The 16,293-nt window shown below is 69.6% G+C and carries 14 protein-coding genes and 1 tRNA gene; 2 read left to right on the top strand and 13 right to left on the bottom strand.

Translation table 11 applies throughout. The annotated features are described in order from the left end of the window. Positions 1-80: 80 nt before the first annotated feature. A complete protein-coding gene (locus tag BM287_RS16470; protein ID WP_170857598.1) occupies positions 81-1,148 on the top strand; it encodes an IS1249 family transposase in 1,068 nt (355 codons plus the stop codon). A gap of 83 nt (positions 1,149-1,231) precedes the next feature. On the opposite strand, the gene BM287_RS16465 is transcribed toward BM287_RS16470, so the two are convergent. The 8 genes from BM287_RS16465 to BM287_RS16430 all read right to left on the bottom strand — a co-directional run bounded on the left by BM287_RS16465 (position 1,232) and on the right by BM287_RS16430 (position 9,635). Further along, positions 1,232-1,303 (bottom strand) — tRNA-Gln (locus tag BM287_RS16465). Positions 1,304-1,360: 57 nt separating this feature from the next. Continuing rightward, a complete protein-coding gene (locus tag BM287_RS16460) occupies positions 1,361-2,320 on the bottom strand; it encodes an NAD(P)/FAD-dependent oxidoreductase (protein ID WP_090041686.1) in 960 nt (319 codons plus the stop codon). A 5-nt stretch (positions 2,321-2,325) separates the two neighbouring features. After that, positions 2,326-3,843, bottom strand: a complete 1,518-nt coding sequence (gene gltX / locus BM287_RS16455) for a glutamate--tRNA ligase (RefSeq protein ID WP_090041688.1) — start codon at positions 3,841-3,843, stop codon at positions 2,326-2,328. A 24-nt stretch (positions 3,844-3,867) separates the two neighbouring features. Then, the gene (locus BM287_RS16450) at positions 3,868-4,653 is read right to left on the bottom strand and encodes a fumarylacetoacetate hydrolase family protein (RefSeq protein ID WP_090041690.1); all 786 of its coding nucleotides are present in this window, start codon (positions 4,651-4,653) and stop codon (positions 3,868-3,870) included. Then, positions 4,650-5,525: a ketopantoate reductase family protein gene (locus BM287_RS16445; RefSeq protein WP_090041693.1), complete on the bottom strand. Its 876-nt coding sequence runs from the start codon at positions 5,523-5,525 to the stop codon at positions 4,650-4,652. Before BM287_RS16445 ends, BM287_RS16450 begins: the two co-directional genes overlap by 4 nt. A 209-nt stretch (positions 5,526-5,734) precedes the next feature. Further along, positions 5,735-6,865: a branched-chain amino acid aminotransferase gene (locus tag BM287_RS16440; RefSeq protein WP_090041696.1), complete on the bottom strand. Its 1,131-nt coding sequence runs from the start codon at positions 6,863-6,865 to the stop codon at positions 5,735-5,737. 25 nt (positions 6,866-6,890) lie between these two features. Continuing rightward, a complete protein-coding gene (locus tag BM287_RS16435) occupies positions 6,891-7,946 on the bottom strand; it encodes a 3-isopropylmalate dehydrogenase (protein ID WP_090041698.1) in 1,056 nt (351 codons plus the stop codon). 153 nt (positions 7,947-8,099) lie between these two features. Further along, the gene (locus tag BM287_RS16430) at positions 8,100-9,635 is read right to left on the bottom strand and encodes an MFS transporter (protein WP_090041701.1); all 1,536 of its coding nucleotides are present in this window, start codon (positions 9,633-9,635) and stop codon (positions 8,100-8,102) included. Positions 9,636-9,688: 53 nt separating this feature from the next. Between BM287_RS16430 and BM287_RS16425 the strand changes: the two genes are divergently transcribed. Continuing rightward, a complete protein-coding gene (locus tag BM287_RS16425; protein ID WP_090041703.1) occupies positions 9,689-10,255 on the top strand; it encodes a TetR/AcrR family transcriptional regulator in 567 nt (188 codons plus the stop codon). 82 nt (positions 10,256-10,337) lie between these two features. Here BM287_RS16425 and serA read toward each other — a convergent pair whose 3' ends face one another. The 5 genes from serA to BM287_RS16400 form a co-directional block, all read right to left on the bottom strand. Continuing rightward, a complete protein-coding gene (gene serA, locus BM287_RS16420) occupies positions 10,338-11,930 on the bottom strand; it encodes a phosphoglycerate dehydrogenase (RefSeq protein ID WP_090041710.1) in 1,593 nt (530 codons plus the stop codon). Between the two features lie 163 nt (positions 11,931-12,093). After that, on the bottom strand, positions 12,094-12,825 hold the full coding sequence (locus tag BM287_RS16415; RefSeq protein ID WP_090041712.1) for a copper homeostasis protein CutC: 732 nt from the start codon (positions 12,823-12,825) through the stop codon (positions 12,094-12,096). A 75-nt stretch (positions 12,826-12,900) separates the two neighbouring features. Next, positions 12,901-13,929, bottom strand: a complete 1,029-nt coding sequence (gene ilvC, locus BM287_RS16410; protein ID WP_090041715.1) for a ketol-acid reductoisomerase — start codon at positions 13,927-13,929, stop codon at positions 12,901-12,903. Positions 13,930-13,964: 35 nt separating this feature from the next. After that, the gene (ilvN, locus tag BM287_RS16405; RefSeq protein ID WP_090041717.1) at positions 13,965-14,474 is read right to left on the bottom strand and encodes an acetolactate synthase small subunit; all 510 of its coding nucleotides are present in this window, start codon (positions 14,472-14,474) and stop codon (positions 13,965-13,967) included. Between the two features lie 2 nt (positions 14,475-14,476). Next, on the bottom strand, positions 14,477-16,282 hold the full coding sequence (locus BM287_RS16400; RefSeq protein WP_090041719.1) for an acetolactate synthase large subunit: 1,806 nt from the start codon (positions 16,280-16,282) through the stop codon (positions 14,477-14,479). Positions 16,283-16,293: the final 11 nt, after the last annotated feature.

The raw sequence follows: 16,293 nt of genomic DNA, 5'->3' as shown, positions 1-16,293 counted from the left end.
GCGTGATTACGCGGGAGGATCGGGGTGGTCATGGTCCGCGATCCTTAGTCGTGGACCTTCCCTCGAATCAGACCTCCTGCATGGTATGCGGGACACAGCTGGTGAAGAATGGCCGTCACCCGTCCGGGACGCAACGCTGGCGGTGCCGGAACTGCGGGGCGTCCTCGGTGCGTCGCCGGGCCGACGTGAGCCAGCGGGAGCAGTTGCGCCGGTTCCTGACCTGGCTGACCGGGAAGGCGTCCCAGTCCGAGCTCACCGGGGACAGCGGGCGCACCTTCCGCCGCGCAACAGCCTGGTGTTGGCAGTTGGAGCCGCGGATGCCGGTTACCGGCGAGGTTCATGATGCGGTCCTGGTCGATGGTGTCTGGATCGGCTCCTGGTGCCTGTTGATCGCCCAGTCCTCCTCCGGCACCGTCATCGCCTGGCAATGGGCTGCCCGGGAGACCACCGCCGCCTGGGAGGCCCTGTTCGCCCAGATCCCCCCACCCGCAGTGGTCGTCACCGACGGCGGCTCCGGAATCCGCTCCGCCCTGGCCAACACCTGGCCCGACACCCTCATCCAACGCTGCATCTTCCACCTGCAACTGAACGTGACCCGCGAACTGACCCGCAACCCCCGCCTACGAGCCGGGCGGGCACTGCGACAGATCGCCCTGAACCTCACCACCATCCACGACATCGACGCCGCTATCGCCTGGCGACTCACCCTGGAAGCGTGGTGGCAACGCTTCGGACACCTCACCCGCGAACGAACCCTCTACGACAACGGCCAGTTCGGCTACACCCACCTCAAACTCCGACGCGCCTGGGGCATCCTGCACAGAGCCGCCGAAGCCGGCCACATCTTCACCAACCTCGAACACGGCAACCCCCGCGCCACCTCACGCCTAGAAGGCCTCAACAGCCAAATCCGGCACCTGCTCCGACACCACCGCGGCATGCCCATCCACCACCGCCGCCGAGCAGTGGAATGGTTCCTGCTCCTCCACGAGATCACCATCGACCACGCCCACAAACACGCCCACATCCCACAACAAGCACCACCAACCAGCGCCAACGACGAACCCATCGGCCCAGCCCTCTACGACACCGGCCTCAACCCCGAAGAAGGCCTCTGGACACGATCAGGCTGGGCCGGCCACAGCTGACACGCCCACACCATCCACTCTTTTTGGCCTATAAGCCGAAGCGGACGCAACAAAAAAGCCCCGGAAAACCGGGACTTCTACTGCTGGGGTACCTGGACTCGAACCAAGAACAACTGAACCAGAATCAGCCGTGTTGCCAATTACACCATACCCCACTGCCCCGGACCGCGGTCCGGGCACGAGAACCAACTCTAGCCTACCCGTGCGCGGGACTACAAAACGGCCGCGCCCTCCAGCGAGAGGCCGATCAGGTCGCGGTTGACGGCCGACGCGACCACCGCGCCGGAGCCTGCGGCGACGATCAGCTGCTGCGGGCCTGGGGCGGTCGTCTCCCCCGCCGCATACACTCCGGGCAGCGACGTGCGGCCGTGCGCGTCGGTGACCAGATAGCCCTCGTCGTCCCGGTCGAGGTCCAGGCCGTCGGCGAACGACAGTGCAGGCGACCAGATGGGACGGATGAAGCCGCCCGCCCGTTCGATCACCGTGCCGTCCTCGAGGCGGACACCCGTCATGACGCCCCTCTCGCCCACGACGTCGTCGATGCGGCGCCGCTCGACGCGCACGCCCAGCGGCGCGAGCATCCGCTCGTCGCCCGCTCCGACCGCATCCGTGCCGTTCGTGAAGACGACGAGGTCGTCCGTCCACTGCGTCAGCAGCAGCGCGCGCTCGGCCAGGTCGTGGGTCTCGCCGATCAGGGCGAGCGGCTTGTCGGCCTTCTCGAACCCGTCGCACTCGACACAGCTGTGCAACTGGGTGCCGTAGTACGCGCGGATGCTCGGGATGGCCGGCATGGTCTCAGTCACGCCGGTGGCGATCAGCACCGCGTCCGTGCGGACGTCGACATCGGAGCCGCCGCGGACGCCCCGGGCGGTGACCCGGAACCCGTCACCCTCGACGGCGACGGATCCGACCTGGGCGAAGACCACCGACGCGTTCTCGTACGCGTCGACCTCCTCACGACCCATCCGGCGCAGTTCGAGCGGCGCGATGCCGTCCCGCGTCAGGAAGCCGCGGGCGACGAGGGTCGCCGCGTGACGCGGACGGTTGCCGTCCACCACGAGCACCCGCCGCCGTGCGCGCGCCAGGTTCAGCGCGGCCGACAACCCGGCCGGGCCGCCGCCGATCACGACGACCTCGAACGACTCTGCCGTGCCCGCCGAATCCTCGCTCACGACACTTACCCCAGCGCCGCCGAGAGCCGGTCGAGGCGGGCGATGGTCTCCGGCTTGCCGAGGATCTCCATGGACTCGAACAGCGGCGGCGACACCCGCCGGCCCGAGACTGCCACCCGCAGCGGCCCGAAGGCGACCCGCGGCTTGAGGCCCAGTCCCTCGATGAGTGCGTCCCGGAGCGCCGCCTCGATGGCGTCATGCGTCCACTGGGACTCCGGTACGAACTCCAGCGCATTGAGGGAGGCGGCGAGCACCTCGCCCGCGTTCACCGGCAGGGAGGCACGGGCGTCGTCCTCGACCACGAGCGAGGCGGCGTCCGTGAACAGGAAGCCGAGCATGCCGGGCGTCTCGCTGAGCAACTGCACGCGCTCCTGGACGAGCGGCGCCGCCTGGGCGAGCACCTCGCGCTGCACAGCCGTCAGCGGCTCCTCCACGACGCCGGCATGCACCAGGTACGGGATGGTGCGCTCGGCGAAGTCGGACACGTCCAGCAGGCGGATGTGGTCGCCGTTGATCGACTCCGCCTTCTTCTGGTCGAAGCGCGCCGGGTTGGGGTTGACGTCTCTCACGTCGAAGGCGGCCACCATCTCCGCGAGCGAGAAGACGTCCCGATCGTGCGTCAACGACCATCCCAGCAGGGCCAGGTAGTTCACGAGGCCCTCGTGGATGAAGCCGCGCTCGCGATGCAGGAAGAGGTTCGACTCCGGATCGCGCTTGGACAGCTTGCGGTTGCCCTCCCCCATGACATACGGAAGGTGGCCGAAGAGCGGGACGAAGGTGGTCACGCCGATGTCGATGAGCGCGTGGTACAGCGCGATCTGGCGCGGGGTGGACGACAGCAGGTCCTCGCCGCGGAGCACGTGCGTGATCCCCATGAGGGCGTCGTCCACCGGGTTCACGAACGTGTAGAGGGGATGCCCGTTCGGCCGGACCACGACGAAGTCGCTGAACGACCCCGCCTTGAAGGTGATCTCGCCGCGGACCAGGTCGTCGAAGCTGAGGTCGTCGTCGGGGACGCGCAGGCGCAGCGCCGGCTCGCGGCCCTCGGCGCGGTAGGCCGCCTTCTGCTCGTCCGTGAGGTCGCGCTCGAAGTTGTCGTAGCCGAGCTTCGGGTCGCGTCCGAGGCTGACGTTGCGCGCCTCGATCTCCTCGGCCGTCGCGAAGCTCTCATAGATGTGGCCGGACTCGCGGAGCTTCTGGATGAGCTCGCGATAGATGTCGTAGCGCTGCGACTGCCGATACGGGCCGTTCGGGCCGCCGACGTCGACGCCCTCGTCCCAGTCCAGCCGCAGCCAGCGGAGCGCATCCAGAATCTGCTGGTAGCTCTCTTCGCTGTCGCGCGCCGCGTCGGTGTCCTCGATGCGGAACACCATGGTGCCGCCCGTGTGCCGGGCGTACGCCCAGTTGAACAGCGCGGTGCGGATCAGGCCGACGTGCGGCGTACCGGTCGGCGAGGGGCAGAAACGGACGCGCACGTCCGAGCCCTCGGCCGTGGAGAAGGGATGAGCGATCGAGTCAGACATACGTGTCCGATCCTACCGGGGCCGCTACTTCGGGGCGCGCACCGGGTTGACCAGCGAACCGACGCCCTCGACCTCCACCTCGACGGTGTCGCCGGGCACCATCCGACCGATTCCGGACGGGGTCCCGGTCAGGATGACGTCCCCCGGCAGCAGCGTGAACACGCTCGACGCATACGCGATGATCGACGGGATGTCGTGCACCATGTCGGAGATCGGCGCCTCCTGCTTGAGTTCGCCGTTGAGGCGCGTCCGCAGCATGGCGTCCGGCGGGAGCTCGGTCTCGATGACCGGGCCGAGCGGACAGAAGGTGTCGAAGCCCTTCGCGCGCGTCCACTGTCCGTCCTTCTCCTGGAGGTCGCGGGCGGTGACGTCGTTCGCCACGGTGTAGCCGAAGATGTGCTCCGCGGCGTTCTCGGCAGCGACGTGGCGGGCGATCTTCCCGATCACGACGGCGAGCTCGCCCTCGTAGTCGACGCGCTCCGACTGCGCCGGCACGACGATCGCGTCGCCCAGACCGATCACGGCGGTGTTGGGCTTGAGGAAGAGCAGCGGTTCTCCCGGCGCCTCGCCGCCCATCTCGGCAGCGTGCTCGCGATAGTTCTTGCCCACGGCGACCACCTTCGAGCGCGGGATGACCGGCGCGAGCAGCGAGCCGACCTTGCCGAGCGGGACGCGCTCGCCGGTGGTCTCGAAGCCCACGAACATCGGGTCGCCCGCGAGAACCACGAGGGCGTCCTCATCCACGATGCCGTAGTCGATCGATGGGGAGCTGGAACCGTCGCGAGTGTGGCTGAAACGTGCGATCTTCACGCGTTCGAGCCTAGCGCCGCGACGATACGCGAGAGGGCCGGAGTGGGGATGCCGTGCCGCTCGCCAACGCGGAGCAGTGCGCCGCCGAGGGCATCCAGCTCACTCGGCGCGCCGGCCGCGAGGTCCTCCTGGAGGGAGGTGCGCATCCCGCCCGGCACGCTGCGCAGGATGCGGATCAGCTCGAGCTCCGACGCGGGCACTCCCTCAGCGGTCGAGCACGCCACGATCTCGGCGACGACGGCCTCGGTGAGCTCCGGGTCCTCGCTGAGCGCTTCGCCGGCGGGCTGCCGCCAGTACGACGTGAGCAGTGCGAGGGAGGCGAGCAGGCGGAACTTCGCCCACAGAACCTCGGCCTCGCTGCCGCCGGCCCGGACGCTCGGCCCGGCGTCCGTGAGCGCACCCACCGAGGCGAAGCCGGCCGCGGCCTCCGGAACCTCGATGCGGACGAACGGGCTGCGGTGGTCGATCACCGTCGGGGATGCGCGCAGCGCCGAGACCGTGATGGATGCGCCCGCGACCGGCACGTCCGAAAGGGCCGCGCGGAGCGGAGCCATGTGCTCGATGCCGTTGAGGAACGAGAGCACCTCGGAGGGCCGTGCTGCGACGATCCCGGGGAGGACATCATCCAGCCCGTACGCCTTGGTCGCCAGGATGACGCTCGCCCCGGCCGGGACCTCGGTCAGCGCCCGGATCCGTTGAACGCTGTCGCCGAAGGACTCGCTGCGGACCTCGATCCCGTCGCGGTTGATCGCGTCGACCGTGGCCGGGCGGCCGACGGCGACGACCTCGTGCCCGGCGCGCTGCAGCAGCCAGGCGAGCAGGCCGCCGACCGCGCCCGGCCCGACCACTGCGAACACTGTCTCATCACCCATGCTTCGACCCTACTGCGGCGGAAAGGGAGCCGGCGATCGTCCCGGTCTCCCCCACCCGGTCTCCCCCACCCGGTCTCCCCCACCCGGTCTCCCCCACCCGGTCTCCCCCACGACGGAAACGGAGGGGATGCGGGCCGTCGCCGGCCGCATCCCCTCCGTTTCCGTACCATCGCGGGCTCTGCCGAGGAGAACTCCTCCGTTTGCGCCGGCTACGCGTCGAGGCGGTACATCCAGTTGTGGCGGTCGTGGAGACGGCCGTACTGGATGTCGGTGAGCTCTTTGCGCAGTGACATGGTCAGCTCGCCGGGAGGCGCCGTGATGTCGCCGACGGTGAAGGTGTCCGACTTGAGCTCGCCGATCGGCGTGATCACCGCGGCCGTGCCGCAGGCGAAGACCTCGACGACGTCCCCGCTCTCGACGCCGTCGCGCCACTCGTCGATCGTGACCCGGCGGCGCTCCACCGCGTGGCCGCGGTCGCGCGCCAGCTGCAGCACCGAGTCGAGGGTGATGCCCTCGAGGATGCTGTCGGACTCGGGAGTGACCAGGGTGCCGTCCTTCTTGACCAGCACCACGTTCATCCCACCGAGCTCCTCGAGGTACTTCCCCTCGACCGAGTCGAGGAAGAGCACCTGCGCGCAGCCGTGCTCGTACGCTTCGGCCTGCGGGAGCAGGCTGGAGGCGTAGTTGCCGCCGGTCTTCGCCGCGCCCGTGCCGCCGCGGCCCGCACGCGACCAGTGGTCCGACAGCCAGATGGAGACGGGAGCGACGCCGCTCGGGAAGTACGCTCCGGCCGGGCTGGCGATCAGGTAGTACGCGACCTTGTTCGCAGGACGCACCCCGAGGAACGCCTCCTTCGCGAACATGAACGGGCGCAGGTAGAGGCTCATCTCCGCCGCATCCGGCACCCAGTCGGCGTCGACGGCGATCAGCTGCTTGAGCGAGTCGAGGAAGTGCTCGACCGGGAGCTCCGGCAGCGCGAGCCGGTGGGCGGAGCGCTGCATGCGGGCGGCGTTCGCCTCGGGGCGGAACGCCCGGATCGAGCCGTCCTCGTGGCGGTACGCCTTGAGTCCCTCGAAGATCTCCTGCGCGTAGTGGAGCACAGCGGCCGAGGGCTCCAGCGAGATCGGACCGTACGGCGAGACGCGCGGCCGGTGCCAGCCTCCCTTCGCGGACCAGCAGATGTCGACCATGTGGTCGGTGAAGTAGTTGCCGAAGCCGGGATCGGCGAGGATCTCGGCGCGCGCTGCGGCATCGCGGGCGGCTTCGTTGCGGCTGACGTTCCACAGAAGGCCCGAGGTATCGGTGGGTCCACTGGTGAGGGAGATGCTGGTCGAGGTCATGACAGGTCCTTTACGCGACGGTGAATCAATTCTGCGCCACACGAGCGGCGATCGCGTCGCCGATCTCGGCGGTGGTTCGCGACGCGCCCGTGCGGGCGGCGAGGTCGGCCGTCACCGCGGACTCGACCCGCTCGGCGAGCTCCGGTTCGCCCAGGTGGCGGAGCAGGAGCGCCGTCGAGAGGATCGCGGCGGTGGGGTCGGCCTTCTGCTGGCCGGCGATGTCGGGGGCCGATCCGTGAACCGGCTCGAACATGCTCGGGAAGGCCCCGGCCGGATTGATGTTGCCGGAGGCCGCCAGCCCGATACCGCCGCTGATCGCGGCCGCGAGGTCGGTGAGGATGTCGCCGAAGAGGTTGTCCGTGACGATCACATCGAATCTAGCAGGATCCGTGACCAGGAAGATGGTCGCAGCGTCGACGTGGAGGTAGTCCACCGCGACATCCGGGTGCTCGGCGGCCACCGCATCCACGATCCGCTTCCAGAGACCGCCTGCGAAGGTGAGCACGTTGGTCTTGTGGACGAGGGTGAGCTTCCGCCTGCGCTGCTCGGCCTGCTCGAAGGCGTAGCGGACGACGCGCTCGACGCCGTAGGCGGTGTTCACGGAGACCTCGTTGGCGATCTCGTGCGGGGTTCCCTGACGGATGGCGCCGCCGTTGCCGACATACGGGCCTTCCGTGCCCTCCCGCACGACGACGAAGTCGACCTCGCCCGGGTCGGCGAGCGGGCTGGAGATGCCCGGGAACAGCGTCGTGGGGCGCAGGTTCACGTAGTGGTCGAGCGAGAAGCGCAGCTTCAGCAGCAGCCCGCGCTCGATGTTCGCACCGGTCAGCCGTGGGTCGCCCGGTCTGCCGCCGACCGCGCCGAGCAGGATCGCGTCGTGGCTCGCGATCGCCTCGAGGTCGTCGTCCGTCAGCACGTCGCCGGTCGCCAGATAGCGATCGGCTCCGAGGGAGAAGTGCGTCTTCTCGAACTCCAGCCCGCTCGCGCCGGTCACCGCATCCAGAACTTTGACGGCCTCGGCGATGACCTCCGGACCGATCCCGTCCCCAGGGATGACGGCGAGCTTGACGGAACGGGACATGACACTCCTGCGCTGATCGATGGGCGAACCGGTACTGCCACCCTATCGCCGCGCCGCGACCTCCACCGGCTGCCGGGAGTCGGGTCGGCAGCCGGGTCGGGAGTCGGGTCGGCAGCCGGGCCGGGAGGCGGTCAGGAGGCGGTCAGCGCTGGATCACGAGCGGACACGACGCAGGGTCACCAGCGCGACGACCGCCGCTGCCGCGACGAGCCCGATGCCGATCACCGAGGTGACCCCGACCCCGCTGTCGAAGGCCGCCCGCGCGGACGCCAGCAGCTGTTCGCCCACCGGTCCCGGCAGCGTGCCGGCCACTGTGACCGCGCCGCCCAGTGTCTGGCCTGCCGCGTCGGCCTGTCCCGGGGTGAGGCCCGGTGGGACGACGAGCGCTGCCCGGTACGAGGCGGTGATGAGGGTGCCGAGGGTCGCGGTGCCGAGCACCGCTCCCAGCTCGTACGCGGTCTCGGACACGGCGGAGGCCGCACCCGCTTTCGCCGCAGGTGCGGTCGAGATGACGAGCTCGTTCGAGACGGTCTCCGCTGCTCCGATCCCCGCGCCGAGCAGCACGAACGCCGCGAGCAGCACAGCCCACGGCGCTCCCCCACCGCTCAGCGCCACCAGGAGGTAGCCGCCCGCAGACAGGGTCAGGCCTCCGGCGATCACTGCTCCCGGCCGGATCCGCCGCGCGATCGGCACCACCACGAGGCCGGCGACGATCATGGTGACGAGCCCCGGCACGAGCACGAATCCCGATCGGATGGGCGTCAGCCCGAGCACGAGCTGCAGGTGCTGGGAGACGAAGAACAGGAAGCCGACCAGCGAGACCACGCTCAGGAGGTTGACGACGACCGCCCCGCTGAATGCCGGGCGGCCGAACAGCCTCATGTCGAGCATCGGCACCGGCCGGCGCAGCTGGCGGCGCACGAAGAGCGTTCCGGAGACGGCGCCGACTCCGATCGCGCAGACGGCGACGACGGAGAATCCGTCGACCGCGAGCGCCTTGATGCCGTAGACGATGGGCGCCATCGTGAGTAGCGAGAAGAGGATGCTCGGAACGTCCACCGGTCCGGGCAGCGGGTCGCGCGACTCGCGTACGAGCAGCGGGGCGAGGACCAGCAGCGGGATGAGGACCGGCACCGCGAGCAGGAAGACCGCGCCCCACGGGAAGTGCTCGAGCAGCACGCCGCCGACGATCGGCCCCAGGGCGGAGCCCGCCGCGAAGCCCGATGCCCAGATCGCGATGGCGAGCCGACGCTGCTCACGGTCGGCGAAGACGCTGCGCAGCAGGGACAGCGTCGACGGCATCAGCATGGCGCCGAAGACACCGAGGGAGGCGCGTGCGGCGATCAGAAGTTCGGCCGTCGGCGCGAAGGCGGCCAGGACCGAAACGGCGGCGAAGCCGGTGGCGCCGATCAGCAGCAGACGGCGGCGGCCGATCCGGTCGCCGAGGCTCCCCATCGCGACGAGGAGTCCGGCGAGGACGAGCGGGTAGACGTCGACGATCCACAGCATCCCGGTCGCGGACGGCTGGAGTGCCTCGGAGATGGACGGAAGGGCGAAGCTGAGCACGGTGTTGTCGACCGAGACGAGCAGGGTCGGGAGCATGAGGACTGCGAGCGCCGCCCAGCCGCGCGCCCCGGCGCGGCTCCCCGCGGACGTCGCGGTGGGGGTCTGGACGACGGAGGCGGACATCCCATAACTGTACCGTCCAGACGGTACAGTGGCAAGACGGCTAGCATGGCGTCATGGCCCTCGTCGCACCGCCCGCCACTCCCTCCGGGACCGCCCGGGACCGGGTGCTGGACGCGTACGAGGAACTCCTCGCCGAGCAGAGCGAACGGGCGGCGACCCTGGATGCGGTCGCTGCGCGCGCCGGAGTCTCCAAGGGTGGGCTGCTCTACCACTTCGCCTCCAAGGAGGCGTTGACCACGGGCGTGCTGGAACGCTTCGCGGCTCTCATCGACGAGGACGTCTCGCGGATGCGGGCGGCCGAGAACGGGCCGGTCGACTACTTCCTCCGCACCTCCATCCCGACCGACTCCCGCTTCGAGCGGGCGATCGTCGCCATCGCCCGGCTGGCGCAGGCGGCCGATCCCCGGGCACGGGATGCGCTCGCCGGCGCCCAGCGGCGCTGGCTGGAGGTGCTCCAGGAGGCCGTCGGCGATCCGCTGATCGCTCGCACGATCATGCTCATCGGCGACGGGATGTACTACAACACGGCGCTTCTGCCCGCGACCAACAGCGTCCTCCGCGACGAGACGGACATCGACGACCTGGTCGCCCTCATCCGCCGGTTCGCCGAAGGGAGCTGAGCCGGGCAGCCGAACCCGGCGTCCGGTGGCCGCAGCGGTACGCCGGCGAGGCGGCTTGCCGCCGCCCCGCCTGCTCGAGCCGTCAGGACTCGGTGATGTCGATCTCCTGCATCAGGTCGGCGTCGATCGCGAGGCGCACCTTCTCGAGCAGGCCGTCGGGCACGCGCGAGTCGACGGTGAGGACGCTGAGCGCCTTGCCGCCGGCCGAGGTCCGCGCGACCTGCATGCCCGCGATGTTGATGGCCGCCTCGCCGAACTCGCGGCCGTAGACGGCCACGATCCCCGGACGGTCGTCGTAGACCATGACCACGAGGTGCTCCGCGACGGGGACCTCCACGTCGTAGCCGTTGATCTCGACGATCTTCTCGATCTGCTTCGGGCCGGTGAGCGTCCCGGACACCGAGATCTGCGAGCCGTCGCTCAGGGCGCCCCGCAGGGTGATCAGGTTGCGGTACTCCTCGCTGACCGAGTCGGTGATGAGGCGGACCTCGATGCCGCGCTGGTCGGCGAGCAGCGGCGCATTCACGTACGACACGGTCTCGCTGACGATGTTCGTGAAGATGCCCTTGAGCGCCGCGAGCTTCAGCACGCTGACGTCGTAGTCGGCCAGCTCGCCGCGGACCTCCACGTCGACGCTGGTGACCGGGCTGCCGGCCAGGCCGGAGAACACCTGACCGAGCTTCTCGACGAGCGGGATGCCCGGGCGCACGTACGGGTCGATGACACCGCCGGCGACGTTCACCGCGTCGGGGACGAGCTCGCCCGAGAGCGCGAGGCGGACGGAACGCGCGACCGAGACGCCCGCTTTCTCCTGGGCCTCGTCGGTGGAGGCGCCGAGGTGCGGGGTGACGACGACGTTCTCGAGCGCGAGCAGCGGGGACTCCTGCGGCGGCTCCGAGACGAAGACGTCGAGCCCGGCGCCGGCGATCGTGCCCGTCGTGAGCGCGCGGTACAGCGCGTCCTCGTCGATGAGCCCGCCCCGCGCGACGTTCACGATGAAGGCCGTCGGCTTCATCAGCGCCAGCTGGTCGTCGGAGATCATGCCGGTGGTCTCCGGCGTCTTGGGCATGTGGATGGTGATGAAGTCGGACTGCGCGAGCAGTTCTTCCAGCGTGACCAGCTGGACGCCGAGCTGCTGCGCCCGGGCGCTCGTCACGTACGGGTCGTAGGCGATCACGTTCGTGCCGAACGACTGCAGGCGCGCCGTGATGAGCGCACCGATGCGGCCGAGCCCGATGATGCCGATGGTCTTCTCGTACAGCTCGACGCCGCTGTACTTCGAGCGCTTCCACTGCCCCTGGGCGAGCGCGCTGTGCGCGGCGGGGATGTGACGGGCGAGGCTCAGGATGTGGCCGACGGTCAGCTCCGCGGCCGAGATGATGTTCGAGGTCGGCGCATTGACGACCATCACGCCGGCGCTGGTCGCGGTCTTGATGTCGACGTTGTCGAGCCCGACACCGGCGCGCGCGATCACTTTGAGGACGGGAGCCGCGCCCAGGACCTCGGCATCGACCTTGGTGGCAGAACGGACGAGGATCGCGTCGGCGTCCGCGACAGCGGAGAGGAGCGCGGGACGGTCGGTCCCATCCACCGATCGGATCTCGAAGTCAGGCCCGAGGGCGTCGACGGTGGCGGGCGAAAGTTCTTCGGCGATCAGGACGACCGGCTTTGTCACGTGGCAGATCCTTACGAAGTGCGAGGCTGGCTTGGGAGGAGGTGCGCCACGGTCGATGGGGCGCCGAACGGGTTAACTCTAGCGGGCGGCCACCGCCGCCTTTCGCCGCGTTACGCCGGATGTGGACAGGCCGCCCCTGTGGACGGATGCGCGGTTCCCGTCGTCAGCGGATCAGGGACGCGGCGGCCAGAGCGGCCCGGACGATCGCCGGGTCGGTGATGTCGTAGGCCGCATCCCCGCCGCCCGGCCCGCTCGGTGTCCCGCGGACCGTGTCCCGGGCCGACAGGTGCACCGCATCCAGTCCGCCGCGCGCCAGCGCGGGAATGTCCGCCACCCGCACTCCCCCGCCCGCCATGACCTCGAGCCGCCCGGAGAAGCGTTCGGAAAGCGCACGGAGAACGTGGATGCCGTCGATGCTGCGCGCCGCACCGCCCGAGCTGAGCACGCGGGTGACTCCGAGCTGGACGAGCACCTCGGCGGCGTCGAGGGGATGCTCGACGACGTCGAGCGCGCGATGGAAGGTGACCTCCAGCGGCCCCGCCTCCGCGACGATGCGTCGGAGCGCCTCCGTGTCGACGCCTCCGTGTTCGGTGAGCGCGCCGACGACGACGCCCGCAGCGCCGGCCTCCCGGGCGAACCGCACGTCGGCGAGGATCAGGGCCAGCTCGTCGGCGTCGTAGAGGAACCCACCGCCGCGCGGACGGACGAGCACCTGCACGAACCGGTCGCGGCCCTGGGTCCGGGCCTCCCTGACGGCGGCCGAGACGAGCGCGGCCGACGGCGTGAGTCCGCCCAGCCCGAGCGCACTGCACAGCTCGACGCGGTCCGCGCCCTCGGCGAGGGCCACCCGCACCCCGGCCAGGTCCTGGACGGCGATCTCGACGGCGATTCCCATGGGGCTCCTCACGCAGAAGGGTGCCGCACGCAGCGCGTGCGGCACCCCGAGACTAATGCGCGGCGGGAGCCGTGATCAGCGAGCGACCTCGCCGTCGACGTAGTCGTCGTCGTTGGACGCGTTCCAGGCGAAGAGCTTGCGGAGCTCGCGGCCGGTGGCCTCGATCGGGTGCTGCTCGCCCTTCTTGCGGAGCTCGAGGAACTCCGGAGCGCCGGCGTCCTGGTCCGCGATGAAGCGCTTGGCGAAGGTGCCGTCCTGGATGTCGGAGAGCACCGCCTGCATGTTCTCCTTCACGTGCGGGTCGATGACGCGCGGGCCGCTGACGTAGTCGCCGTACTCGGCAGTGTCGGAGACGCTCCAGCGCTGCTTGGCGATGCCGCCCTCCCACATGAGGTCGACGATGAGCTTGAGCTCGTGCAGCACCTCGAAGTACGCCACCTGCGGCTGGTAACCCGCCTCGGTCAGCGTCTCGAAGCCGTACTGGACGAGCTGCGAGACACCGCCGCAGAGGACCGCCTGCTCGCCGAACAGGTCGGTCTCGGTCTCCTCGGTGAAGGTGGTCTTGATGCCGCCGGCGCGCAGTCCGCCGATGCCCTTCGCGTACGAGAGGACGAGCGGCCAGGCGTTGCCGGTCGCGTCCTTCTCGACGGCCACGATCACGGGGACTCCGCGGCCGGCCTCGTACTCGCGGCGGACCGTGTGGCCCGGGCCCTTCGGCGCGACCATGATCACATCGACGCCCTCCGGCGCTTCGATGTAGCCGAAGCGGATGTTGAAGCCGTGCCCGAAGACGAGCGCGTTGCCCTCCTGCAGGTTGTCCTTGATGTCGTCGGCGAAGAGGTGGCGCTGCACCTGGTCCGGCGCGAGGATGACGATGACGTCGGCCCAGGCTGCCGCCTCGGACGCGCTGAGGACGCGGAAGCCGGCCTCTTCTGCCTTGGGCTTGGACTTCGAGCCCTCCTTGAGGCCGATGACGACCTCGACGCCCGAGTCGCGCAGGTTCTGCGCGTGGGCGTGACCCTGCGAGCCGTAGCCGATGACGGCAACCTTCTTGCCCTGGATGATCGAGAGGTCCGCGTCTTTGTCGTAGTAGATCTCAGCCACTGGTGTGTTCTCCTTGCTGGTCGGTTCTGGGGGCTTCAGGTTCGGTAGACGCGCTCGGTGATGGACTTCGAGCCACGGCCGATCGCGAGCAGGCCCGACTGGGCCATCTCCTTGATCCCGTAGGGCTCGAGCACCTTGAGCAGCGCCTGGGTCTTGCCGCTGTCGCCGGTGACCTCGATCACGAGCGCGTCGGTCGCCACATCGACCACGCGGGCGCGGAAGAGGTTGACGGCCTCGAGCACCTGCGAGCGGGTGGAGTTGTCCACCCGCACCTTGATCAGCAGGTGCTCGCGCTGGACCGATTGCACCGGGTCGAGCTCGACGATCTTGATGACGTTGATGAGCTTGTTCAGCTGCTTCGTCACCTGCTCGAGCGGCAGGTCCTCGACGTCGACCACGACCGTGATGCGCGAGAGGCCTTCGACCTCGCTGGTGCCGACGGCGAGCGAGTGGATGTTGAACCCGCGGCGGGCGAACAGCCCCGCCACGCGGGTCAGCAGACCGGGCTTGTCCTCCACGAGGAGGCTCAGAACGTGTGTGCTCATGGTCACTCCTCTGCGAAGGACGGGCTGTGGTCGCGGGCGTACTGGACGTAGCTGTTGCTGACGCCCTGCGGCACCATCGGCCACACCATGGCGTCGGCGCTCACGACGAAGTCGATGACGACCGGCCGGTCGTTGGTCTCGAGCGCGAGCTTGATCGCGGCGTCGACCTCCTCCTCCTTCGTGACGCGGATGCCGAGGGCGCCGTACGCCTCGGCCAGCTTCACGAAGTCGGGGACCCGGACGGTGTCGTGGCCCGTGTTGAGGTCGGTGTTCGAGTAGCGGCCGTCGTAGAACAGCGTCTGCCACTGCCGCACCATCCCGAGCGACGAGTTGTTGATGATCGCCACCTTGATCGGGATGTTGTTGATCGTGCAGGTCGCGAGCTCCTGATTGGTCATCTGGAAGCAGCCGTCGCCGTCGATCGCCCACACCACGCGGTCGGGCTGGGAGACCTTGGCCCCCATCGCTGCGGGGACGGCGTAGCCCATGGTGCCGGCACCGCCGGAGTTGAGCCAGGAGTTAGGGCGCTCGTACGTGATGAACTGCGCGGCCCACATCTGGTGCTGGCCGACACCGGCGGCGTACACGCCCTCCGGACCGGTCAGCTGGCCGATCCGCTGGATGACGTACTGCGGTGCCAGCAGGCCGTCGCTGGTGTCGGAGTACCCGAGCGGGAACTCCTCCCGGAGCCCGTTGAGGTACGTCCACCACTCGACGAAGTCCGGGGCGCCGGAGCGGGTGGCGTCCTGGTACGCCGCGGTCAGATCGACGATGACGTCCTTGGCATCGCCGACGATGGGGACGTCGGCGATGCGGATCTTCGAGATCTCGGCAGGATCGACGTCGACGTGCACGATCTTCGCGTGGGGCGCGAACAGGGAGGTGTTGCCGGTCACGCGGTCGTCGAACCGCGCGCCGAGGGAGACGATCAGGTCGGCCTCCTGCAACGCGAGGACGGCGGGCACCGTCCCGTGCATCCCCGGCATCCCCAGGTGCTGCTTGTGCGTGTCCGGGAACGCGCCGCGCGCGGTCAGCGTCGTGACCACCGGCGCCCCCGTCGCCTCGGCGAGCTCGAGAAGCTCCTGCGAGGCGCGGGCACGGATCACGCCGCCTCCGACGTACAGGACCGGCTTCTTGGCCTCGGTGAGCAGCTGGGCCGCTGCGAGGACCTGCTTGCCGTGCGCCTTGGTGATCGGCCGGTAGCCGGGGAGGTCGACCTTCGGAGGCCACACGAACGGCGACGAGTTCTGCTGCGCGTCCTTCGTGATGTCCACGAGCACCGGTCCCGGGCGGCCGGTGCCGGCGATGTGGTAGGCCGCAGCGATCGTGCCCGGGATCTCCGAGACATCCTTCACGAGGAAGGAGTGCTTGGTGATCGGCATCGTGATGCCGACGATGTCGGCCTCCTGGAACGCGTCGGTGCCCATCAGCGTGGAGAACACCTGGCCCGTGATGAACACGACCGGGACGGAGTCCATGTGCGCATCCATGATCGCGGTGACGAGGTTGGTCGCGCCCGGACCGGACGTCGCCATGGCGACGCCCACTTTGTTGCCGGCGACCGCGTAGCCCTCGGCGGCGTGGCCGCCGCCCTGCTCGTGGCGGACCAGGATGTGACGGATCCGGGTGGAGTCCATGATCGCGTCGTAGATGGGGAGGATAGCACCGCCCGGAAGTCCGAAGACGTCGGTGACGCCGAGGAGCTCGAGGGTGCGGACGACCGACTGCGAGCCGGTCAGAGTTTCAGGCGACGCCTTGCCCGGCGCCGCGGACGGCAACACACTGCTGGGGGTTGCATCCGTGGACATGCCTTATCAGT

The organism is Leifsonia sp. CL147 (genome assembly GCF_900114565.1).
GTDB lineage: Bacteria > Actinomycetota > Actinomycetes > Actinomycetales > Microbacteriaceae > Leifsonia.
The sequence above is the reverse complement of the archived record's forward strand: the minus strand, read 5'-3'. Positions and strand labels throughout refer to the sequence as shown.